The sequence below is a fragment of the Conexibacter woesei DSM 14684 genome (genome assembly GCF_000025265.1).
In the GTDB taxonomy this organism is placed as follows: domain Bacteria; phylum Actinomycetota; class Thermoleophilia; order Solirubrobacterales; family Solirubrobacteraceae; genus Conexibacter; species Conexibacter woesei.
The window spans coordinates 1,812,874-1,834,014 of the sequence record NC_013739.1; the positions used below are offsets into that span (position 1 = coordinate 1,812,874).

15 protein-coding genes and 3 riboswitches are annotated in these 21,141 nt (G+C 74.9%); of the genes, 10 read left to right on the plus strand and 5 right to left on the minus strand.

The features are described 5' to 3' along the window. Window positions 1–260 precede the first annotated feature (260 nt). The 4 genes from CWOE_RS34315 (at window position 261) to CWOE_RS08600 (ending at window position 8,049) form a co-directional block, all read left to right on the plus strand. Window positions 261–1,937, plus strand: coding sequence for a collagen-like protein (locus CWOE_RS34315; protein ID WP_012933198.1), 1,677 nt, complete (start codon window positions 261–263; stop codon window positions 1,935–1,937). A 36-nt stretch (window positions 1,938–1,973) separates the two neighbouring features. After that, a riboswitch (cobalamin riboswitch) is annotated at window positions 1,974–2,157 on the plus strand. A 69-nt stretch (window positions 2,158–2,226) separates the two neighbouring features. Next, a complete protein-coding gene (gene metE / locus CWOE_RS08590) occupies window positions 2,227–4,539 on the plus strand; it encodes a 5-methyltetrahydropteroyltriglutamate--homocysteine S-methyltransferase (protein WP_012933199.1) in 2,313 nt (770 codons plus the stop codon). A gap of 12 nt (window positions 4,540–4,551) precedes the next feature. Beyond that, entirely contained in the window at window positions 4,552–5,487 is a 936-nt protein-coding gene (locus tag CWOE_RS08595; RefSeq protein WP_012933200.1) for a uroporphyrinogen decarboxylase/cobalamine-independent methonine synthase family protein, read from the plus strand. Between the two features lie 69 nt (window positions 5,488–5,556). Then, window positions 5,557–8,049, plus strand: coding sequence for an HAD-IC family P-type ATPase (locus CWOE_RS08600; RefSeq protein ID WP_012933201.1), 2,493 nt, complete (start codon window positions 5,557–5,559; stop codon window positions 8,047–8,049). Between the two features lies 1 nt (window position 8,050). Here the strand turns inward: CWOE_RS08600 and CWOE_RS08605 are convergent, their stop codons facing one another. The 4 genes from CWOE_RS08605 to CWOE_RS30440 are packed head-to-tail and all read right to left on the minus strand — an operon-like array spanning window position 8,051 to window position 12,402. Next, window positions 8,051–8,356, minus strand: coding sequence for a DUF2149 domain-containing protein (locus tag CWOE_RS08605; protein WP_012933202.1), 306 nt, complete (start codon window positions 8,354–8,356; stop codon window positions 8,051–8,053). Then, window positions 8,353–9,057, minus strand: coding sequence for a MotA/TolQ/ExbB proton channel family protein (locus CWOE_RS08610; RefSeq protein ID WP_012933203.1), 705 nt, complete (start codon window positions 9,055–9,057; stop codon window positions 8,353–8,355). The genes CWOE_RS08605 and CWOE_RS08610 overlap by 4 nt, the downstream gene beginning before the upstream one ends. Next, window positions 9,054–10,871 (minus strand): prenyltransferase/squalene oxidase repeat-containing protein, encoded by a 1,818-nt coding sequence (locus CWOE_RS08615; RefSeq protein WP_012933204.1) that lies wholly within the window; start codon window positions 10,869–10,871, stop codon window positions 9,054–9,056. Before CWOE_RS08615 ends, CWOE_RS08610 begins: the two co-directional genes overlap by 4 nt. Then, window positions 10,849–12,402 carry a hypothetical protein gene (locus tag CWOE_RS30440; protein WP_049793211.1) on the minus strand — a complete coding sequence of 518 codons (1,554 nt, stop codon included), beginning with the start codon at window positions 12,400–12,402 and terminating at the stop codon, window positions 10,849–10,851. The genes CWOE_RS08615 and CWOE_RS30440 overlap by 23 nt, the downstream gene beginning before the upstream one ends. A gap of 56 nt (window positions 12,403–12,458) precedes the next feature. Continuing rightward, window positions 12,459–12,634: riboswitch (cobalamin riboswitch) on the minus strand. 119 nt (window positions 12,635–12,753) lie between these two features. After that, window positions 12,754–12,876, plus strand: a riboswitch (cobalamin riboswitch). Between the two features lie 109 nt (window positions 12,877–12,985). Between CWOE_RS30440 and CWOE_RS34320 the strand changes: the two genes are divergently transcribed. From CWOE_RS34320 to CWOE_RS08640, 4 genes are all read left to right on the plus strand, one after another. Next, window positions 12,986–15,085 (plus strand): choice-of-anchor D domain-containing protein, encoded by a 2,100-nt coding sequence (locus tag CWOE_RS34320; RefSeq protein ID WP_012933206.1) that lies wholly within the window; start codon window positions 12,986–12,988, stop codon window positions 15,083–15,085. Beyond that, window positions 15,085–17,130, plus strand: coding sequence for an RCC1 domain-containing protein (locus CWOE_RS34325; protein ID WP_012933207.1), 2,046 nt, complete (start codon window positions 15,085–15,087; stop codon window positions 17,128–17,130). The genes CWOE_RS34320 and CWOE_RS34325 overlap by 1 nt, the downstream gene beginning before the upstream one ends. Beyond that, window positions 17,131–17,949, plus strand: coding sequence for a hypothetical protein (locus CWOE_RS08635; RefSeq protein WP_012933208.1), 819 nt, complete (start codon window positions 17,131–17,133; stop codon window positions 17,947–17,949). A 66-nt stretch (window positions 17,950–18,015) separates the two neighbouring features. Continuing rightward, window positions 18,016–19,137 carry an AI-2E family transporter gene (locus tag CWOE_RS08640; protein ID WP_012933209.1) on the plus strand — a complete coding sequence of 374 codons (1,122 nt, stop codon included), beginning with the start codon at window positions 18,016–18,018 and terminating at the stop codon, window positions 19,135–19,137. A 175-nt stretch (window positions 19,138–19,312) separates the two neighbouring features. Here CWOE_RS08640 and CWOE_RS08645 read toward each other — a convergent pair whose 3' ends face one another. Next, a complete protein-coding gene (locus CWOE_RS08645) occupies window positions 19,313–19,534 on the minus strand; it encodes a helix-turn-helix transcriptional regulator (protein WP_012933210.1) in 222 nt (73 codons plus the stop codon). 112 nt (window positions 19,535–19,646) lie between these two features. Between CWOE_RS08645 and CWOE_RS30450 the strand changes: the two genes are divergently transcribed. After that, complete coding sequence (locus CWOE_RS30450; RefSeq protein ID WP_012933211.1) at window positions 19,647–20,822, plus strand: glycoside hydrolase family protein; 1,176 nt, start codon at window positions 19,647–19,649, stop codon at window positions 20,820–20,822. Next, entirely contained in the window at window positions 20,819–21,139 is a 321-nt protein-coding gene (locus CWOE_RS33365; protein ID WP_012933212.1) for a hypothetical protein, read from the plus strand. The genes CWOE_RS30450 and CWOE_RS33365 overlap by 4 nt, the downstream gene beginning before the upstream one ends. Window positions 21,140–21,141: the final 2 nt, after the last annotated feature.

Below are 21,141 nucleotides of genomic sequence, written 5' to 3' on the forward strand. Positions count from 1 at the left end.
GGGTCGGCCCGGCGACCGCGTCGTTAAAGTGCCGCGCCGCGACGGACGCGGGGAACTCCGGTGAGAAGCCGGGCTGACGCGCAGCGGTATGGATGACGACGAGGCGTGACGTTCCACTGGGCCGCGGGTCCGGGAAGGAGCCTCCGAGGACGAACCTGAGCCCGAACACCCGGCCGGCGCACCACGTCAACCGTCTTCGCGAACAGGGACGGCCGCGGCCCGCTCGGGTGCGGCCGCTCCCGTCGAGACAGGAGCAGCTTGTGTCACCCATCTCCGGCCTGCGCCGGTTCCTCCCAGGCGTCGTCGCCGCGTTCGCGGTCGTCCCCGCGACCGCGACGGCCGCGGACGGCCCGGCCGTGACGGTCCGCGTCGAAGGCGTCCAGAGTACGCTCGCCTCGCCGTTCGCCTCCGCCCAGGCGCCGCTCAGACGGATCGTGCTCGGCGCTGCGTCCGACGCCGCGGTCGACGCCCCGGCCAGCGTGTACTGCAACGGCCTGCCGAGCGGGAAGGTCCCGGCCGACTCGGTCGGCGCCGCGCTCGCGAGGGTCGACGCGAGCTGGCAGTTCGATCCGTTCGGCTTCCCGTCGTCGATGACGCTGCTGAGCGAGAGACACGGTCTCGACGGCGTCACGTTCGACGGCTCCGCCGGCGTCTGGAGCGTCTGGATCGGCCGCGACTACCACAACCTCTCGCTCGAGTCGGGTGCTCCGTGCCAGCCGCTGGCCGACGGCGCGACGCTGCTGTTCCAGGCGTCCGAGCAGCGCAAGGCGACGCCGGAGGAGATGTTCGCGACGCCGACGACCCCGCTCGTCGAGATCGACGGCGTGCCGCAGACGGTCCTGCGTGGGACGTCGGTCCAGGTGACCGTCTCGACCTACGCGCCGAGCACGTGGGGCGGCGCCGCGATGCCGGGCGTCCGCGCTCCCGGCGCCGGCTTCCACGTCTACCCCGACGGCGCGCCGGCGGACTTGATCGCCGACGCCGCCGGCAACGCGACGGTGACGCTCGACGGGAGCGGGAACGTCGCGATCTCGGCGTACCACGCCGACGCGTGGGGCGGAGAGGCCGGCACGTTCCCGACGCCGACGGGCAACTCCGGCCGCGCGCTGCCGCGGGTCGTCTGCGTCTTCGACCCCGACGCGATCGCCTCGCCGTGCGTCGGCAACCTCGTCGGCCCCGCGACCGCGCCGGACTTCGGCACGCAGGCGCGCGAGACGCTCGGCGCCCCGCGCACGATCGCGCTCGGCTCGCAGCTCGGCAGAGTCGGCGTGACCGGCGTGAAGGTGGTCGGCAGCGGAGCCGACCAGGACGGCGCGGACGACTTCCTGCTCAGCTACGACGGCTGCAGCGGGCGCACCGTCGACAGGGCGGCGCCGACCTGCTCGGTGCGTGTCCGTTTCGCGCCCTCCGTCGTCGGCCCGCGCAGCGCGACGCTGCGCGTCGAGAACAGCGGCGGAGGCGGCACGCTCGACGTGCCGCTGACGGGCACCGGCGGCGGCGCCGCGCCGGGCGCGCCCGGCGCGGACGGCGCCGACGGCGCGAAGGGCGACAAGGGCGACGCGGGCGCGAAGGGCGACGCCGGTCCCGCCGGTGCGCCGGGCGCGACCGGCCCCAGCGGGCCGCAGGGTCCCGCCGGTGGCGTCGGGCCCACCGGTGCCGCCGGGTCCACCGGCCCCGCCGGCCCGCAGGGCAAGCCGGGCAGAAACGGCAAGGACGCGACGTGCACCGTGAAGCGCGGCAAGGGCGCGCCGAAGATCGTCTGCAGGCTCGTCAACGGCGCTGGCACGGCGCGCGCGTCGATGACCCGCGGCGGCACGACCTACGCCCGCGGCACGGTCAGCTCGCTGCGCGCGACGCGTGCGGTGCGCGCCGGCAGCTATCTCCTGCGCTTCCACGTCAAGGGCAAGCGCGTGACGCAGCCGGTGCGCGTCCGCTGACCGCGAACCTACCGCTCGCGTCAGCGCCCCTCCGCTATCGTCCTGCGCGGAGTCGATCGCACCCGAACCAACGGGTCAGGGAATCCGGTTCGAAATCCGGAGCTGACGCGCAGCGGTAGGGATGCGCGAGACGACGCTTTGCCACTGGACAGCACGTCTGGGAAGGCCGTCGTCCCGACCGCATCCGAGCCCGAAGACCTGTCGCCTCCGCCCGCACGGGACACCCGTGACCGGGCACCGACAACCGCGGCCTCGCGACACGGGCCGCACGGACAGAGGAGCAGGACCGATGGCACGATCTGCCGTCCTTGGGCTTCCCCGCATCGGGCCCGACCGCGAGCTGAAGTTCGCGCTGGAGTCGTACTGGGCGGGCCGCACCGGCGCCGCCGAGCTGCAGGAGACCGCGCGCGGGCTGCGCGCGGCGAGCTGGCGCCGCGCGCAGGCCGCGGGCCTCGACGTGATCCCCTCGGGGGAGTTCAGCCTCTACGACCACGTGCTCGACACGGCGTGGGCGCTCGGCGCGATCCCGCAGCGGTTCGGCGACGCCGGCCGCGACCGCTCCGAACTCGCCGGCTACTTCGCGCTCGCGCGCGGGACCGCCGACGCGCGGCCGCTGGAGATGACGAAGTGGTTCGACACGAACTACCACTACCTCGTGCCGGAGCTGCATCCCGGCCAGACCTTCGCGCTCGACGCGTCGCACTGGCTGACGCAGTTCCACGAGGCCGGCGCGCTCGGCGTCCAGACGCGGCCGGTCGTGCTCGGCCCGTTCAGCTTCCTGCTGCTGTCGAAGGGGCTCGACCGCCCGCTCGACCTGCTGGAGACGCTGGTGCCGGTCTACGGCCAGCTCGTGCGCGAGCTGGCCGCGGCCGGCGTGCGCGAGCTGCAGCTCGACGAGCCGGCGCTCGCGCTCGACCGTGCGCCCGGCGAGCTGGACGCGTTCGAGCGCGCCTTCCGCGCGCTCGCCGTGGAGGCGGCCGAAGCGGGGGTGGAGATCGCGTTGGCGACGTACTTCGCCGGCCTCGACACGAGCGGCGCGCTGGAGCGCGTGCTCGCGCTCGGCGCCGCTGAAGTCCACCTCGACCTCGTGCGCGCGCCGTCGCAGCTGGAGCCGGCGCTGGCGGCGCTCGCCGCGCTCGGGGGCGCGTCGCGCACGCGCCTCAGTCTCGGCGTGCTCGACGGTCGCAACGTCTGGGCCGCCGATCTCGACGTCGCGCTCGACCGGATCGACCGTGCGACCGCGGCGCTCGGCTCCGACCGCGTCACGATCGCGCCGTCCTGCTCGCTGCTGCACGTGCCCTACACGGCCGCGCGCGAGGACGGGATCGACCCGGAGGTGCGCGGCTGGCTCGCGTTCGCGGCCGAGAAGCTCGACGAGCTGCGCACGCTCCACGCGGCCGCCGGCGCGGTCAAGCGCGACGCGCTGCTGGCGCCCGCGCGCGAGGCGATCTCCAGCCGCCGGACGTCGAAGCACACGAACGACCCGGCCGTGCGCGAGCGCGCCGGGGCGCTGAGCACGGCCGACTACGATCGCGCCGCGCCGTACCCCGAGCGCCGCGCCGCGCAGCGCGAGCGCGTGCCGCTGCCGGACCTGCCGAGCACGACGATCGGCTCCTACCCGCAGACCCCGGAGATCCGCGCCAAGCGCCGCGAGCTGCGCGCGGGCGCGATCGACGAGGCGGCGTACGAGCGCTTCCTGGAGGGCGAGATCGACCACGTCGTCGAGGTCCAGGAGCGGCTCGGGCTCGACGTGCTCGTGCACGGCGAGCCGGAGCGCAACGACATGGTCGAGTACTTCGGCGAGCGGCTCGCCGGCTTCGCCTTCTCGGCCGCCGGCTGGGTGCAGTCGTACGGGTCCCGCTGCGTCAAGCCGCCGATCCTCTACGGCGACGTCTCGCGCCCGCGGCCGATGACGGTGCGCTGGTGGCAGTACGCGCAGTCGCGCACCGCGAAGCCGATGAAAGGGATGCTGACCGGACCGGTGACGATCCTGCAGTGGTCGTTCGTGCGCGACGACCAGCCGCGGCAGGAGACGGCGACGCAGATCGCGCTCGCGATCCAGGACGAGGTGCTCGACCTGGAGCGGGCCGGCGCGTTCGCGATCCAGGTCGACGAGGCGGCGCTGCGCGAGGGGCTGCCGCTCCAGCGCGCACAGCAGGACGAGTACGTGCGCTGGGCGGTCGACAGCTTCCGGCTGACGGTCGCGCCGGCGCGGCCGGACACCCAGGTCCACACGCACATGTGCTACTCCGAATTCACGGAGATCATGGAGCACATCGTGCGGCTCGACGCCGACGTGATCTCGATCGAGGCGTCGCGCTCGGACATGGACGTGCTCGACGCGTTCACGGGCGCGCACGGGATCGAGTACCCGAACGAGATCGGCCCCGGCGTCTACGACATCCACTCCCCGCGCGTCCCGTCGCCGGAGGAGGTCGAGCGGCTGCTGGAGCTGGCCGAGTCGCGCGTCGGCCGCGAGCGGCTGTGGGTCAACCCCGACTGCGGCCTGAAGACGCGCCGCTGGGAGGAGGTCCTGCCGGCGCTGGAGGCGATGATGGAGGCCGCGAAGCGACGACGGGCGGCTGCGCCCGCTCGCGTCTAGGCCGCGCGGGCCGTGCCCCTGCTCGACCGGCTCCCGGCGTGGTGCACGTCGGGGGTCGGGTCGCTGCCGCACGCCGATCCGCGCGCGGCGGCCGCGCACGCGGTCGCGGCGTACGAGCTGCCGTTCTGCCCGCAGCTGCCGGCAGTCGAGGGCGACATGGTCGCCGAGTGGCTCGGCGCCGACCCGCGCCGCTGCGGCTGGTCGCCGGCGCGCGACCGCGAGCGGCCGCCGGCGTGGGAGGCGCTGCTGGAACGGCTCGATCGGACGCCGCCCGCGCACGGGATCGTGAAGCTGCAGGTGACCGGGCCGGCGACGCTCGCGTGCGCGCTGGAGCGCGAGCGCGGCGGCGCCGCCTCGCGCGCGGCGGCGCTGGCGCTCGCGCACGAGCTGGCCGCGTGGCTTGCGGCCAACGCCGCCGGCCAGGTGCGCCAGCTCGCGGCGCGCGGGCTCGACGCGCTGCTGGTCGTCGACGAGCCGGCGCTGCACCTGTTCGGCACGCGCGGGGTGGAGGCGGCGTGGGATCCGCTGCGCGCGGTCGCGCCGGCGTGGGGGCTGCACCTCTGCTGCGCGGTGCCGTGGGACCTCGTCGAGCGCGCGCAGCCGGACCTGCTGTCGTTCGACCTCGCGCTCGCGCCGGTCGACCGCCGCGCCGCCGAGGGGCTGCGGCGACTGGTCGCGCGCGGCGGGCGGATTGCGTGGGGCGCGCTCGCCGTTCACCGCGACGAGCATGCCGAGGAGGCGCTGGCGCGGCTGCGGCCGGCGCTGGCACGGGTCGCGGCGGGCGGCGCGCGCGGGGACGTCGCCGACGCGCTCGCCGCCCGCTCGCTGCTGACCGCCTCGTGCGGCAGCGGGCGGATGTCGCTGCGGCGCGAGCTGGAGCTCGCGGACGCGCTGCGCGACGTGGCCGGAGCGCTGCGCGGCGGGCGGCGCCTGCGGCGCGCCGCGTGAGCGACGCGGGGCGAAAGAGTCGGGTCAGCCGTAGGGAAGGCCGCTCCCCGGTGCAATAGCCTCCCCGGGGTGACGGGCACGGACATCGAGCGCGACACGCGGCCGGCCGGCCTGACGCAGGCCGAGGCCGAGCGCCGGCTGCGCGAGCGCGGGCCGCTGCCCGAGCAGGCGACGAGCCGCTCCTACCGCTCGATCGTCGTCGCCAACACCTTCACGATCTTCAACCTGATCCTCGCGGTCTTCGGCGCGGCGACGATAGCGTTCGGCAACCCGAAGGACGCGCTCTTCCTCGGGATCCTCGTCGCGAACACGGCGATCGGCTCCTTCCAGGAGATCCGCGCCAAGCGCGCGCTCGACAAGCTCGCCGCGCTCGTCGCGCCGCACGCGACGGTCGTGCGCGACGGCGAGCCGCGCAGACTGCCGATCGCCGACGTCGTCGTGGGAGACCTCGTGCGCGTGCGCGCGGGCGACCAGGTCGTCGCCGACGGCACGCTCGTGACGAGCGAGGGGCTCGCGCTCGACGAGTCGAACCTGACCGGCGAGTCGGAGGCCGTCGACGGCGAGCCGGGCCGCGGCGTCTTCTCCGGCTCGTTCGTCGTCGAGGGCGAGGGCGCGTTCGAGGCTACCGCCGTCGGCCCCGACAGCCGCGCCGCGAGACTGGCCGAGACGGCGCGCGCCTTCCGCCATCCGCGCTCGCCGCTGGAGAAGGCGATGGACCGGCTGCTGATCATCCTCGTCGGTGTGATGGTGCCGCTGGCGCTGGGACTCGGGATCTCGCTGGCGGTGCGCGACGTCAGCCAGGCGCAGGCGGTCGAGACGCTGACGGCCGCCGTCGTCAACATCGTGCCGGAGGGGCTGATCCTGCTCGTCAGCCTCACCGCCGCGGTCTCAGCCGCGAAGATGGCCCGCCGCGGCGTGCTCGCGCAGCAGCTCAACGCGATCGAGTCGCTCGCGTCGGTCTCGGTCATGTGCACCGACAAGACCGGCACGCTGACCGAGGCGGCGCTGCGCGTCGTCGCGACGGTGCCGGCCGACGGCGTCGGGGAGGAGGACCTGCGCACCGCGCTCGGCCGCTTCGCCGCCAGCGCCCCGTCGCGCAACGGCACGCTCGACGCCGTCCACGACGCGCAGCTCGCCGGCGACGACGCGGAGGTCGAGCCGAGCGCGCAGGTCCCGTTCTCCTCGCGCCGCCGCTGGAGCGCGCTGGAGCTGAGCGGCGAGCGGTTCGTGCTCGGCGCGCCGGAGGCGCTGTTGGACGGCGCGGTCGCCGGCGGCGGCGCGGCCGGCGGCGGGGCCGGCGCGGCGGCGGGCGGCGGCGTGGCCGGCGCGGCGGGCGGCGTGGCCGGCGGGGACGCCGCGCTGCGCGAGCGCGCCGCCTCCGAGGCCGCGACCGGCCGCCGCGTGCTCGCGCTCGTCGGCGCCGACGGCCCGCTGCCGAGAGCGGCCGCCGACGCTCCGCTGCCCGACGGCGTCCGGCCGCTCGGGATCGTCGTGCTGGCCGAGCGGCTGCGCAACGACGCCGACCGCACGGTCGCGTTCTTCGGCTCCGAGGATGTCGCGCTGAAGGTCGTCTCGGGCGACAACCCGTCGACGGTCGGCGCGATCGCACGCGATGCCGGGATCCCCGCCCAGTCGGACGCGCTCGACGGCGGCAGACTGCCCGCGGCCGACGAGGACCTGCTCGCGGCGGTGCGCGCCGCGCCTGCGATTGGCCGCATCTCGCCGGAGGACAAGGCGCGGGTCGTGCGGGTGCTGGCGGACGCCGGCGAGTACGTCGGCATGCTCGGCGACGGCGTCAACGACGTGCCCGCGCTGAAGCAGGCGCGGCTGGCGATCGCGCAGGGCAGCGGCACGCAGATGGCGCGCTCGGTCTCCGACCTCGTGCTCGTCTCGGGCGAGTTCGGCGAGGTCCCGCGGATGGTCCACGAGGGCCGTCAAATCCTGCGCAACATCCAGCGCGTCGCGCGGCTGTTCGTGACGAAGGCGCTGTTCACCGCGTTCCTGCTGCTGACGATCGCGATCCCGAGCGGCGTCTTCCCGCTGCTGCCGCGCCAGTTCACGCTCACCTCGTCGCTGACGATCGGCATCCCCGCCTTCTTCCTCGCGCTCGCGCCCTCGACCGGCCCGTGGCGGCCGGAGGGCTTCCTGAAGGCGATCGCGCGCTTCTCGCTGCCGGCCGGACTGGCGACCGGCGTCGGGATCCTGTCCGCCTACCTGCTCTCGCGCCACGTCTTCGACGCCTCGCTGACGGAGGCCCGCAGCGTCACCGCCGCGACCGTCGTGACCGCCGGTCTGGCGATCGTGATGGTGCTGGAGGACGAGCCCGGCAAGCGCCGGCTCGCCGTCGGCGGCCTCTGCGCGCTGATGGCGCTCTGCTACGTGCTCGTCGCCGCGATACCGGCCGGCCGCGACTTCTTCGACCTCGCCGACCCGACCGGCGGGATGGCCGGCGCGTGGGCGATCGGCTCCGCGATCTCGCTGGTGCTGCTTGCGGTCGCCCTGCGCGTCGTGAGAGTGCTCGACGCGCGCGCCGAGGCTGAGGGCGCGGGCGTCGCCTCCTAGCTCACGGCGCTCTGGCGGGATCCTCGACGTAGACGAGCCGGCCGTCGGCCAGCCGGTAGACGGTGCCGACCTCTCTGCCTCTGCCGGTCGCCGGCGGCGCGCTGCTCGGGCTCGGCAGCCTTCTCTGCTGCTGGGCCTGCTGTCTGGACGGCGTCGCTCTTCTCGCGCTCGCGGTCATGCCGAGACCGGCGATCAGGAACGCGACGGCGAGCACGATGCCGACGTCGAAGAGGTTGACGAGACCGTCGAGCGGATCCCCGGCGTTGTCGTCGAGGTTGCCGTGACGGCCGAGCCCGATGCGGCTCATGCGATCGGCTCGCTGGTCGCCACGGGAGGCGCAGTCGCCGCGTGCGCCGGCGGCGGCACCTGCGCCGTCGCGGCCGTCGCCGCCGTCGCTGCACGTTCCAGCGCCATCAGGTCCTCGGTGTACATGCGCGTGCGCGTCAGCGTCAGCGCGAACGCGACGGTGCCGACGAGCAGCCCGACGACGGTCGCGGCGAATGCGATCCGCAGGTCGGTCGCGAGCTGCGACATGTCGCCGTCGCTGAGCGCCTTGAGGCCGGGGGCGAGCGGGATCAGCGTCCCCATCAGACCGAGCGCGGGACCGGCGCGGACGAGCATCCGCGTGCGGTCCAGCCGCTTCTGGACCGCCAGCTCGTAGTCGGCGAGCGCGTCCTCGGCGGCCTGCGGGCGCCGGGCGGAGACGGCGGCCGCGAGCCCGCGCACCGCGGCCCCGGCGAAGACGGTCGGTGCGGACTGCGCCAGCTCGGCGGCGCGGCCCGGCTGCGCGACCGCCTCGGCGGCGAGCGCGCGCAGCGGCGCACGGCGCTCGCCCATCCGCCGCTGCCACAGCTCCGTCGCGAAGCGCCCCGTCTCGGCCGCGCAGATGAGCAGCGCGACGATCGCGAGCAGCAGCACGGGGATCGCGAGCACGGAGACGATCCGCGCGAGCGCGTCGCCGAGGCTCTCGTGCAGCGATGCGGCGAGGACGAACGTTTCGATGGTCATGCGGTGATCTCCGGTCGGCGCCATTCGAAGAGTCCGCCGCCGCCGGCGCACAGCAGCAGCGCGCCGCCGAGCCCGACCGCGACCCACGGCGCCGTCTCGCCGCCGGCCTGCGCGCCGCGCAGGCCGTACGCGGCGGCGCGGTCGTCGCCGCGCGCGGCGGAGGACGCGCCGTCGCCGCCGACGACGACGCCAGAGACCTCCGCGTCCTCGGCCGCGGCGTCCGCCTGCGATCTGAGCGGGCCGCCGACGGCGCCGCCGCTGTTCGCGCGCCCGCGTGAGCCGCCGGCGCGCGCCGTGTCCCCGGAGAGGTCGGCCGAACCGCCACCGCCGGCGCGGTCCGCGGCGCCACCGCTGGCGACCGCGCCGTCGTCGTGATCGCCCGTGCTGCTCGCCGTCATCGTCTCCTGCTCGTTCGGCGCGGCCGTCGGCGTGCGTGGGCGCTCGCGCCGATCGCGCTCGTCGCGCCGGTCGCGCCGCTCGGGCGCCGTCGCCTCCTGCTCGCCGCGCACGACCTCCGGCGCGGGCGACGTGTCGCGCCGGTCGGTGCGCGTGCGGCGGGCGGTCCTGCGCTGGCGCACGCGCCGCACGCCGCCGGCCGTTCTGCCGCGGCTGCCGCGTCTCGGGCGGCTGAAGTTCGCCGCGCCCTTCCCGCCGCCGCCGGCGATCACGCCGCCGCCCTTCGCCGCGTCGAAGCCGCCGCTCCCGCCGCCCGTCCCGTCGCCGTCGTTCACGGGCGGGGGGTCGTCGTCGGTCGGGTTCGGGTAGCGGCCGGTGAACGGCACAGGTGGGATCGGCAGCGGCTGGCCGGCGAAGGCGGGGGCGCAGTAGGCGGTCACGAAGCCCGGGTTCAGGAGCCCGGCGGAGGCGCTCTGCATCACCGAGCCGTCCTCCTGCTGCATGCTCGCGAGGTAGTCGAGCACGCTGTTCCCGCCTCTCGTCCATCCGCGCGGGTCGATGCCGGCGGCCCACAGCCCCTGCGCGACCCAGGCGCTCGACGAGGCGTTCGAATCCGCCCCCGCGACGGCGCCGATGCCGCCGTCGGCGTGCTGGTTGTCGCTCAGCCATCTGAGCGCTCTCGACTCGGCCTCGGTGTCGTGCTGTCCGATCGCGTTCAGCGCCTGGATCGCGGCGCCGGTCATGTCGGCGTCGCCGGGCGCGCCGACCTGAAAGCTCGGCCAGCTGCCGTCGTCGTTCTGGTGTCTGAGCGTCGCCCCGAGCGCACCCTGGACCATGCTCTTCGCCAGTGGATCGTCGACCAGCGCAAGCGAGAGGATCGCGAAGATCGTGTCGTTGACGCCCGGCGCCGTGCCGCCCGCGATGTGGGTGAACGAGCCGTCGGGCAATCTCCGGCTCGCCAGCCGTTCGATCAGGTCGACCCCGCCGAACGACCGCGGGTCCGTGCCGGCCGCGACCGTGACGAGCAGCGTGCGCTCGTAGTCGGTCGTCACCGACAGCGCGCCGGCGTTGCGCTGCAGGTACGTGACGACGTCCCAGCCGTTCGGCAGGAACTGCTCGCGCGGGTTGATGTCGTAGGCGGCGACCGCGAATGCCATCCAGGCGCTGAAGCCGACGTCGGACGGTCTGCCGGGCACGATCGAGTAGCCGCCGTCCTTGTTCTGCATTCTCTGCACGTAGCGGACGGTCTTGTCGAGGCGCGACTGGTTGGTCGCGTCAGGCGCCGGCTTGGCAGGAGCGTGCGCGGGCGCGAGCAGCAGCCCGACCCCGGCGGCGCACAGCAGCGCGGCGCCCGCCACCGCCGCGAGCAGCGGAACGAGGCGGAGGCGCAGTCGCCTACGGCGTCGCGGCGACGCCATCGACGCTCACGCTCCCGCGCAGCACGCGCAGCTCGACGCTGCCGGCCTTCGCGCGGCGTCGTGCCTTCAGCTCGCGCGTCGTGCCGGCTCTGCCGGCCGCGACGGTGAAGGTCTCGGCCCGGCCGGCGGCGCGGACCTCGACGCGCGCGGCGCCGGCCCCGCCGCGGAGGAAGAAGACGGGCCGGCCGGCGGCCAGCCGCGTCGTCAACCTCGCTCCCGCGGCGCCGCGCGTCGCGGTGCCCAGCCACGCGGTCGCGTCGCGCGCCGCGCGCCAGCTCCGCCGCAGCCCCAGCGCGCGATCGTCGCGCGGCACGACGACGTTCCCGATCGTCGTCGAGGTGGTGCGCCCGAGCGCGTCCGTCACGCTGAAGCGCAGCTGCGACGTGACGCCGGCCGGAAGTCTCAGCAGCGCGCGCGTGTCACTGCCGCCGCGAGCGCTCGTGACGAACGACGCCCGCTTCGATCCGAGCGTCTTCGCGGCGATCTCCCAGCCGCGCACGCCGACGCCGGCGTCGAGCACCCGCCAACGGACGCCGACGAGGCCGCGTCTGGCGCCGTCGGCGAGCACGATTCGCGGCTGCTCCAGCCGCGGCGCCGCCGTCGACGGCGGCTGGCCGGTTCTCGGCGAGTCCTGTCTCGGCTGCTCTCTCGGGGGATCCGCGGGCGGGGTCTCCGGCGGCGGCGGGATCCGCGTCACCGTGTCGGCCGGCGCCGGTCCGCAGCCGGCCATCCCCGGCGGCACGACGCAGACGTCGATGCGGTTCGAGCGCACGTGACCGGCGTCGTCGACCGCCTTGATCCGCTGCCAGCCGGGCGTCGTGAACGTGACCGTCGCGGTGCCGTCGGCGGCGGATCTCGCCAGCGAAGCGGGCGCGAACGACTGGAAGCCGTACGCGCCGGTGGTGACCGGCACGATCGGGACGCCCTCCGCGGGCGTCACCGCCGGGTTGCTGCCGTCGCGGCCGACGACGCGGAGTCTGAGCGGAGCGCCCGGGTCGACGGTCAGGATCGGCTCCGGCACCGCTCCGTCGTCGCCGTCGCGCGCGAGGCGCAGGAACGGCCGCGCTCTGAACGCGTCGTACGCCCACAGCAGCTCCTGGCCCGGCCTCACCCGCTGCTGGCAGCCGCCGACCTGGGTCAGCACGCCGTTGAGCAGGATCCCCCAGTACGCGTAGCCGTTCGCGTCCTCAGCATCGGGTCCGAAGCGCTGGATGAAGTAGTCGTCGAACGCCGGGAACCATCTCGCGTCGAAGTCGAGCCCGAGCACGCGCATGGCGTCGGCGGCGGCAGCGGTGCCGGTCGGACCGGCGGCAGGGTTCGCGTTGTTGTTGGTGCCGTCGCAGCGGCGCAGCACCGTGTCCGACGAGGCCCGCACGCCGTGCCCGTCGGTCAGCAGCGGCCCTTCGAAGAGCGTCTGCGTCCTGCCCTCGATGCGGACGGTGACGGTCGCCGGGGCCGCGAGCGCGCCGGCAGGCACGAGCGCGCCGGCCGCCATTGCGAGCAGCAGCGGGAGCGTGCGCCGTGCGCGCACGGGTGCTTTGAAAGGAATCCGCATCGAGGTCTCTGCCCCTTTCCGCGAGGGCGGTCGACGGTGGCGGATCGGAGGTAGGTCTCCTGGCTTCCGAGCATTCCCGGCCGCGCCTTCCCAGACGATCCGGTCCAGTGGCTGCACGTGCGGGCGTGCGGCGGGGCGTCCTCGGTCACAGTGGCGGGCCCGCGCCGGTCTCTCACCGGCTTCCCCGACCACCGATCCTCATCGGTCTACGGCGGGCGACTCTAGCGAAGCGCACGGGGGAAGGCCACCGGTGGAGGCGGCGGCGCGTCGCGTGATCGGGGGCGTGTCGCGAACCGGCGCGCTAGGGTTGCCGCCACTCACGAACGCGGGGAACCCGGTGCGATTCCGGGGCTGTCGCGCAGCGGTGTGGGAGACGAGCGGATCGCAGGTCCACTGAGCCAAGCGGCTCGGGAAGGAGATCCGGGAGGTCGATCCCGAGCCCGAAGACCCGGTCGTGAGGGTCACGTCCATCCGCCTCGCGTCAAGGCGGCCGAACGGCAGCGCATGCGCGTCGGCGCGTGCGCCTCCTCGGCTCCCTTGCACGAAGGGAGCCGCCACAGTGCACATCAGGGTCCATCGTCGCGTCGTCGCCGTCCGCGCGGCGTTCGCGCTTCTCGTCTGCGTCGCGATACCGGTCGCGGCGCTGCCGGCCGCGGCGTCCGCCGCGACCGACCAGCAGGTGGCCGACTCCGTCGCCGCGTCGGTCAGATACCTCCGCGGCGAACAGGATCCGGCCAGCGGCGTGATCGGCTGCATCAGCGGGCCGGGGATCGACTGCCCGGCCGACGCGCCCTCGCCGTTCGGCGGCGACTGGGCGCTGCTCGGCCTGGCCGGCGCCGGCGTGCACGCCGCCGATCTGCGCACGGCGCCTGGCGCGCCGAGCGCGCAGGACTACTACGCGGGGCTGTGGGCGGCGGAGGACGGCCGCTGGGCGACGCTCGGCCAGCTGCAGGCGAGCGACTACGCGCGCACGATCATGGCGAGCCACTCGATCGGCGTGCAGCCGACGCGCATCTCCGCCAGACAGAACCTGCTCGCAGGCCTCGCCGGCTTCTACGACGGCGGCAACTTCGCGGTCGGTCTCGTCAACCAGACGATCTTCGCGCTGATCGCGCTGCAGCAGACGCCGCTGGCGCAGTCGCCCGCAGGGCAGACGGTCATGGACGCCGTCGCCGCGCGCGTGCTCGCGGCGCAGAGAGCGAACGGCACGTGGACGCCGTACCCGGACATCAACGGCGCGGCGCTCGCCGCGCTGTGCGGGCTCGGCCGCAGAGACTCCGAGCCCGTCAGACGCGGGATCGCCGCGATGCTCGCGCAACGCGGACCGACCAGAGCCGGCTTCGGCAACCCGAACGCGACCAGCTGGGCGCTCGCCGGCCTTGCCGCCTGCGGGATCAGACGCGGCGACGCGACCTGGAACGCCGAAGGCCTGGAGAGCGCGATCGACCAGCTGCTGACGTTCCAGATCCCGGCCGGCGGCGACCCGTCGTCGGCCGGCGGCTTCTCGCTGCTGCCAGGCGGCGCCGTCGCCAACCTCTACGCCTCGCAGGACGGGCTGCGGGCGCTCGCCGCCCCCGGCTTCTCGGTCGCGGCGCCCGCGCGCGCCAACCCGTCGGACCCGGTCGTCCGGCCCGCGCCCGCGGTCGCCGCCGGCACGCCCGTGCCGATCGCGCTCGCGATCGACTACGGCTACGGAGCGGCGCGCCTGTGCGCGACGACGGCGCCGGCCGGAGCCGCGCTGATCGACGTTCTCGCCGCGGCGAGAGCCGGTTCGCAGCCGGCCGGCTGCGTCACCGACCTGCTCGTCGAGAACGGGCGCGTGACACGCATCAACGGGCGCTCGACAGCGACCGGCGGCGTCGGCTGGAAGGTCTCCGTCGACGGGGCGGCCGAGGTCGACGCCGGCGCGCAGCCGGTCGGCTTCGGCGAGACGGTCGCGCTGCGGCTCGTCGACCCGCAGGGGCTCGACGTCAGCAGCTGGACGCTCGACCTCGGCACGCAGCCGCAGGGCGCGCTGGGTGTCGCACGCACCGTCACGCTGACGAACCGCCGCGCGACCGCAGTCGAACTGCGCGCCGTGCGCGTGGTCGGCGCGCAGCGTGACGACTTCCTCGTCAGCTCTGAGGACTGCGCCGGCGAGACGCTCGCGGCCGGTGCGAGCTGCACCGTCGCGGTGCGGTTCGCGCCGAGCGCGGCCGGTGCCAGCCAGGCCGAGCTGCGCGTGATCGTCGCGGGCACCGACGAACCGCCCGCGGTCGTGCAGCTGAGCGGCGTCGGCGGCGACCTGCCGACGGGTCCGCGAGGGAACGACGGTGCGGTCGGTCCGCAGGGCTCGGCAGGCGCGCCGGCCGCAGCGGGCGCCCGCGGCCCGGCGGGGCCGAGAGGGCAGCGCGGGGCGCAGGGCAAGGCGGGCCGCGACGCGAAGGTCAGCTGCCGTCTGCTGGGCAGCGGCAGACGCCAGCGCGTGTCGTGTCGGGTGACCGTCGCGGGCAAGCGCTCGAGCGCCAAGGCCGCCGCGCGGCTCGTGCGCGGCGGGCGCACGTTCGCGCGCGGCAGCGTGAGCAGCCTGCGGCCGGTGCGCGCCATCAAGCCCGGCCGCTACTCGCTGCGGCTGGGCAGCGGCGGCACTGTGACCACGATCAAGGCGACGGTGCGCTGATGCGGCGTTCACGGAAGACGGCGGCTCGCGCCGGCACGCTCGGCCTCGCGCTCGCGACGGTACTCGCCTGCGCGCCGGGGGCGGGCGCCGCGACCGGCGACGTGCACGGATGGGGGCAGAACACGAGCGGCCAGGCCGGCGACGGCGGGACGACGAACCTGCTCGTGCCGACGCCGGCTGTCGGCGTCACGGCGAGATCGCTCGCGCTCGGGGGCTACCACGGGCTCGCGGTCACGCCGTCGGGAGGCGTCGTCGCGTGGGGCCGCAACGACGTCGGTCAGGTCGGCGACGGCTCGACGACGACGCCGCGCACGACGCCGGCGGCGGTCGCTGGGATCGCGTCCGCGACCGCCGTCGCCGGTGGCGCGTTCCACAGCCTCGCGCTGCTCGCCGACGGGACGGTGCGCGCGTGGGGCGAGAACGGGTCGGGGCAGCTCGGCGACGGCTCGCTCGACCAGCGCTCGCTGCCGGTCGCGGTCAGAGGGCTCACCGCCGTCGTCGCGGTCGCGGCGGGCGGGATGCCGGGCGCGTCGCACAGCGTCGCGCTGACGGCCGACGGCACGCTCCGCGCCTGGGGCGCGGACGGCCTCGGCCAGCTCGGCGACGGGACGGCCGGCGACGCCGAGTGGATGCCGGTGCAGGTCAGAGGGATCGATGCGGCGACGGCGGTCGCGGCCGGGCGTCAGCACTCGCTCGCGCTGCTCGCGGACGGGACGGTGCGCGCGTGGGGCGCGGGCGCCGAGGGCCAGCTCGGCGACGGCGCCGGCGAGCCGCGCGCGACGCCGGTCGAGGTCGCGGGCGTCGCGGGAGCGGTCGGCGTCTCCGCCGGCGGGACGCACAGCCTCGCGCTGCTCGGCGACGGCACCGTCCGCGCGTGGGGCGCGAACACGAGAGGGCAGCTCGGCGACGGCACGACGACCGCGAGCCCCGTGCCCGTGACCGTCGCGGGCCTGACCGACGTCGTCCAGGTCTCGGCGCTCAACAACGCGAGCCTCGCGCTCGAGCGCGACGGCAGCGTGTGGGCGTGGGGCGCCGGCAACCTCGGCCAGCTCGGCAGCGGCGCCAGAACCGACGCGGCGGTGCCGACGCAGGTCGGCAGCCTCAGAGCCGGCGCGCTCGCGCAGGGCGGCACCGGCTACTTCGCGCTCGCGCTGCAGGTGCCCGCGGCCGCGCGGCCGACCGCGCGCGGCTTCGGCACGCAGCCGCTCTGGACGATCGGCGCGTCGCGGACGGTCACCGTCACGGCGGGTCCGGACGGGGCCGGTCCGTTCACGCGCGTGAGCACCGCTGGGACGCACGGCGACGACTTCATCGTCAGCGCGGACACGTGCACCGGCGAGACGCTGACGGCGGGCGCGACCTGCACCGCGCGCGTCCGCTTCGCACCGAGCGGGGACGGCGTCCGCACGGGCACGCTCGTCGCGCGGACCGCCGCCGGCGCCGTGGAGGTCGCGCTGGTCGGCGTCGCCGGCGAGCTGCCGAGAGGGGACAGAGGGGACACCGGAGCGCCGGGCAGCGACGGCGCGGACGGCAGAGACGGCAGAGACGGTGCGGGTGGCGGAGACGGCAGAGACGGTGCGGGTGGCAGAGACGGCGCGGACGGCAGAGACGGCGCGGCCGGCAGAGACGGCCCGGCCGGACCGGGCGGGGCCAAGGGCGACACCGGCTCCCCCGGCGCCACAGGGCCGGCTGGTGCTCGCGGGCCTGCCGGCGCGGCGCCCAGCTTCACGGTGGCGTGCCGTCTCGTGCGGAAGCGGACGGCCGTCTCGTGCAGAGTCAAGACGGCGAAGGCGACCGCGGTGGTGCGGGTCACCGGCTCGGTTCGCGTCGCCGGTCAGGCTGCGCGCGCGACTCGTCGCGGCGGCGGCGCGCTGACGCTGCGGCTCGGTGCGCGCCAGCGCGCGGCGCTCGCGCGCAGCTCCAAGCTCGACGTGACGATCCGGGTGGCGGCGCGGGGCGCAGCCGGACGGACGGTCACGGCGACGCGGTCGGTGACGCTGGGTGCGTCGGCGACCGGAAGTGCCCACACCAGAAGGGGGTTGTGAATGCAGGTCAAGGAGATGTTCGGGCGGCGCGCACGGCGCGCCGCCCTCCCGCTCGCGGCCGTCGTGGCGGCGTGCGCGGCGCTGCCGGCGGGGGCGTCGGCGACGGACTACGTGAGAGTCCGCGTCGAGGGCCAGACGAGCACGCTGCGGGCGGAGACGAGAGTCGCGATCGGCACGGGCTCCGGTTACGCCAACCAGTACGGCACGTCGACGCAGCTGCCGATCAGATGCAGAGACAACACCGCCGCCGAGGCGCTGGAGCAGGCGACGAGAGGAAGCTGGGACCGCAGAACGTTCATCGAGACGATCGAGAGAGAGACGCACAGATTCGCGCCGGGCAGCTGGGGGATATTCATCAACCGCAACTACGCGGACTGGGGCATCTGCGACCTCAGACTGAGAGACGGTGACAGTCTCGTCTTCCAGGCGACGACGTACGACCCGAACCCCAACTACCGGCCGTACTCGCCGATCCTGCAGTGGACGGGCGCAAACCCGACCGTCGTGTCGATCGGCACGTCGTTCTCGCTCACGCTGACGCGCTGGGACGTGCCGAACACGCCCGACACGCCGGATCCGGCGTACCCGCCCGGCACGCATTGGCTGACCCCGGCGAGCACCAGCTCGGCGGCGTCCGGCTACACCGTGACGGACGGCACCTACAGACAGACGACGAACGGCTCGGGTGTCGCGACGTTCACGATCTCGACGCCGGGCACCTACACGTTCAAGGGCTCGATCCCGGGCAGCTCGACCAACTGGAGCCGTTCGCTCCCGTGGACGGTCTGCGTCGAGGATCCCAACGACCCCACCTGCTGATCGCCTGACCGCGACGCGCGGCGCGCATGCAGGATGCGCGCCGCGCGACGCGAATCAGGACCCGGCATGGGCCCTGACGTTCCTCCGTCCTCGATCGCGCGCACCGTCTTCACCACGACGATCACCGTCGTCGCGATCGTCCTCGGGCTCTACCTGATGTACCTGCTGCGCAAGCCGCTGGGGTGGGCGGCGATCGCCTGCTTCGTCGCGGTTGCGCTGTCGGGGCCGGTCGCCTGGTTCAGCAGATGGATGAAGCGCGGCTTCGCGATCACGGTGACGCTGCTGCTCGTGCTGCTGGTGCCCGTCGCGGTGATGGCGATCGTGATCCCGCCGCTCGTGCGCGAAGGCACGCACCTCGTCGAGAAGGTGCCCGACTACGCGCGTGAGTTCGACGACTACGTCAACAACAACGAGAAGCTCACCAGACTCAACGAGGAATACGACATCACGAGAAAGGTCCAGGACTGGGCCAACGACCTGCCGTCGAGAATCGGCGACGCAGCGCAGCTGCTCGGCGACGTCGGCGTCGGCTTCGTGAACTCGATCTTCGCCGCGGTGACGATCTTCATCATGACCGCGTTCATCCTCGGCAGCGGCCCACGCTGGGTCCGGATGCTGCTCTCCTTCCAACCTCCCGACCGTCAGAGACGGTTCGCCATGACGCTGGAGAGGATGTCGCAGGCGGTCGGCGCCTACGTCGCGGGAGCGCTGCTGCAGGCGTTGATCGCCGGCATAACGACGTTCATCGTCCTGACGATCCTCGGGATCCCGTTCGCCGCGCCGCTCGCGGTGGCGACGGCGCTGTTCGACCTGATCCCGATGGTCGGCGCGACGATCGGCGCGGTGATCGTCGGCATCGTCACCGTCTTCGCCGACTTCCCGCTCGACACGATCATCTGGGTGATCTGGGCGATCGTCTACCAGCAGGTCGAGAACAACCTGATCCAGCCGCGGATCCAGAACCGGGCCGTCGGCATTCACCCCTTCGGCGTGATCTTCGCCGTGCTGTGCGGCGGCACGCTGCTCGGCATCCCCGGCGCGATCCTCGCCGTTCCCGTCGCGGCCTCCCTGCAGATCCTCGCGAAGGACCTGTGGCAGTGGCGCGCCGAGCGCCGCACCGGCCTCGAGCTGCCCGCCGCCGGCGGTCCCGAGCCGCCGCCCGGCGGCACGTTCGCCACGCCGGGCTGAGCCGCGCGGCTCGAACCACTCGCGCTCTGTTTACAAGGCGGACGGCGAACGCTCCGAAAGCGGCGGGATCGCCTGCCGTGCAGGGGATCGCAGCATCCCGGCCGACGCGCCCGAGCGCGCCGATCGGGCACGCTTTCCGAGCGCGTTCGGGGCCGGGAAGGGGACCAGCGCGCCGTCAGGCGGCGCGGCGCGCGGCGGCGTCGCGGGCGGTCGACGCGGGCCACGCGATCTGGTCGCGCGGGACGCCGACGGCGACCGCGAGCACGGTGCGCGTCGCGCGTCGCGGTGAGCACAGCGCGTGCTCGATGTCGTAGATCTGGCGTGAGCTGACCCCGGCTCGTCGCGCGAGCGCCTCGCGGGTCAGCCCGGCGCGATCGCGGGCTTCTCTCAGCAGCACGGTCGCATCCTAATGCGACGGACGGAGGAACTTCCGGCGGTTCGGCGGAACCTCCGGAGGAACCGCCGATTCGCTAGGCGAGCGGCGCCCTCGCGGCCGATGCTGCGCCGCGATGGTCCACTTCGACGGTCACCGTGTCAGCGACGACTGGTTCGACGTCCTCTCGGGCGCGCGCCGGGCGGGCGTCGCGTTCCGGCTCAACAGCGGCCGCCGCACGTTCGCCGAGCAGCAGCGCCTGTACGACCTCTGGCGCGCCGGCGTCGGCGCGCTCGCGGCGGTGCCGTCGCACACGGCGCCGCACATCCGCACCGGCCGTCAGGACCACGCGCTCGACATCGACCAGTTCGCCGGCGTCGGCACGGCCGGCGTGCGCGCCTGGCTGCGCGGCGAAGGTCTCGCCACGACGCTGACGGTCCCCGGCGAGGGCTGGCACGTCGAGGCAGACTCCGCGACCGCGCTGCAGCGCGTCGCGCGCAGACTCGCGCGGCCGCGGACGGTGCTCGAACGTCTGCGCGCGCGGCCGCTGCGCCGCGGCGCGAAGACGCCGGACGTCAAGACCGTGCGGACCTACCTGGAGCTCGCGGGGCTGGTCGATCGCGACCGCACGCGGCGCGACGAGTACGGCGAGCCGCTCGCGCTCGCGGTGAGAGCCTTCCAGCGGCGCGTCGGCCTGACCGAGGACGGACTCGTCGGCCCGAAGACGTTCGCCGCGCTGCGGCGCCGCTACGGCTGGCGCGTCTGGTCGCGCCGGCGCCATGCCGCGCGCGACCGTGCCGCCGCCGAGCGCGCATCCGCGCGCCGGATCTCCGCTGACGGCCTCGCGCTGATCGAGCAGTTCGAGGGCTTCTTCGCGCATCCCTACGACGACCCGGCCGGACATGCGACGGTCGGCTACGGCCACCTGCTGCACTTCGGGCCCGTCACGGCCGTCGACCGCCGCGGCAGATGGCTCGCCGCCCAGGCGACACCGGGACGGCTGACGCCGGCGGAGGCGCGCGAGCTGCTGCGCCAGGAGCTGGCCGAGAAGTACGAGCCTGCCGTCCGCGCGCTCAGGCTGTCGCTGACCCAGCACCAACACGACGCGCTCGTCTCGTTCGTCTACAACGTCGGGACCGGCGCGCTCGGCGCCGAGACCGGGATCGGCCGCGCGCTGCGCGCGCAGCGCTGGAGCGCCGCGGCCGATGAGCTGCTGCGCTGGGACAAGGCCGGCCACCCGCCGCGCCCGCTCCCGGGCCTGACGCGCCGCCGGCGCGCCGAGCGCGAGCTGTTCCTGAAGGCGGCGAGATGACGTTCGCGCGCGCCTTCCTCGAGGACCTCGTGAAGCTGCGGCTGCCGGTCACCGCCGGCGCCGTGCTCGCGACCGCGCTGGCGCTCGTGCAGCCGTTCGGGATCGGCCTCGGTGGTGACACGACCGCGAAGGTCACCGCCGCGCTCGTCGCACTCGGCGTCGTCGCGCAGTACCTGCAGGACAAGCTGCGGGCGCCACAGAGAGGCGGGCGCCCGGGACGGCACACGGACGGCGGCGTCGTGACTGCGCCTTCCCCTGCTCAGGGCGAGCACGCGCTCGCCGTCCAGCCGTCATCCGACGATGAGGTGAACGCGTAGCC

Coding starts and splice junctions, on each gene's coding strand:
- metE (WP_012933199.1), top strand. CDS start 2,227: ATGGCACGATCTGCCGTCCTTGGGCTTCCCCGCATCGGGCCCGACCGC.
- CWOE_RS08605 (WP_012933202.1), bottom strand. CDS start 8,356: ATGAGCCGCATCGGGCTCGGCCGTCACGGCAACCTCGACGACAACGCC.
- CWOE_RS08610 (WP_012933203.1), bottom strand. CDS start 9,057: ATGACCATCGAAACGTTCGTCCTCGCCGCATCGCTGCACGAGAGCCTC.
- CWOE_RS08615 (WP_012933204.1), bottom strand. CDS start 10,871: ATGGCGTCGCCGCGACGCCGTAGGCGACTGCGCCTCCGCCTCGTTCCG.
- CWOE_RS34325 (WP_012933207.1), top strand. CDS start 15,085: ATGCGGCGTTCACGGAAGACGGCGGCTCGCGCCGGCACGCTCGGCCTC.
- CWOE_RS08635 (WP_012933208.1), top strand. CDS start 17,131: ATGCAGGTCAAGGAGATGTTCGGGCGGCGCGCACGGCGCGCCGCCCTC.
- CWOE_RS08640 (WP_012933209.1), top strand. CDS start 18,016: ATGGGCCCTGACGTTCCTCCGTCCTCGATCGCGCGCACCGTCTTCACC.
- CWOE_RS30450 (WP_012933211.1), top strand. CDS start 19,647: ATGGTCCACTTCGACGGTCACCGTGTCAGCGACGACTGGTTCGACGTC.
- CWOE_RS33365 (WP_012933212.1), top strand. CDS start 20,819: ATGACGTTCGCGCGCGCCTTCCTCGAGGACCTCGTGAAGCTGCGGCTG.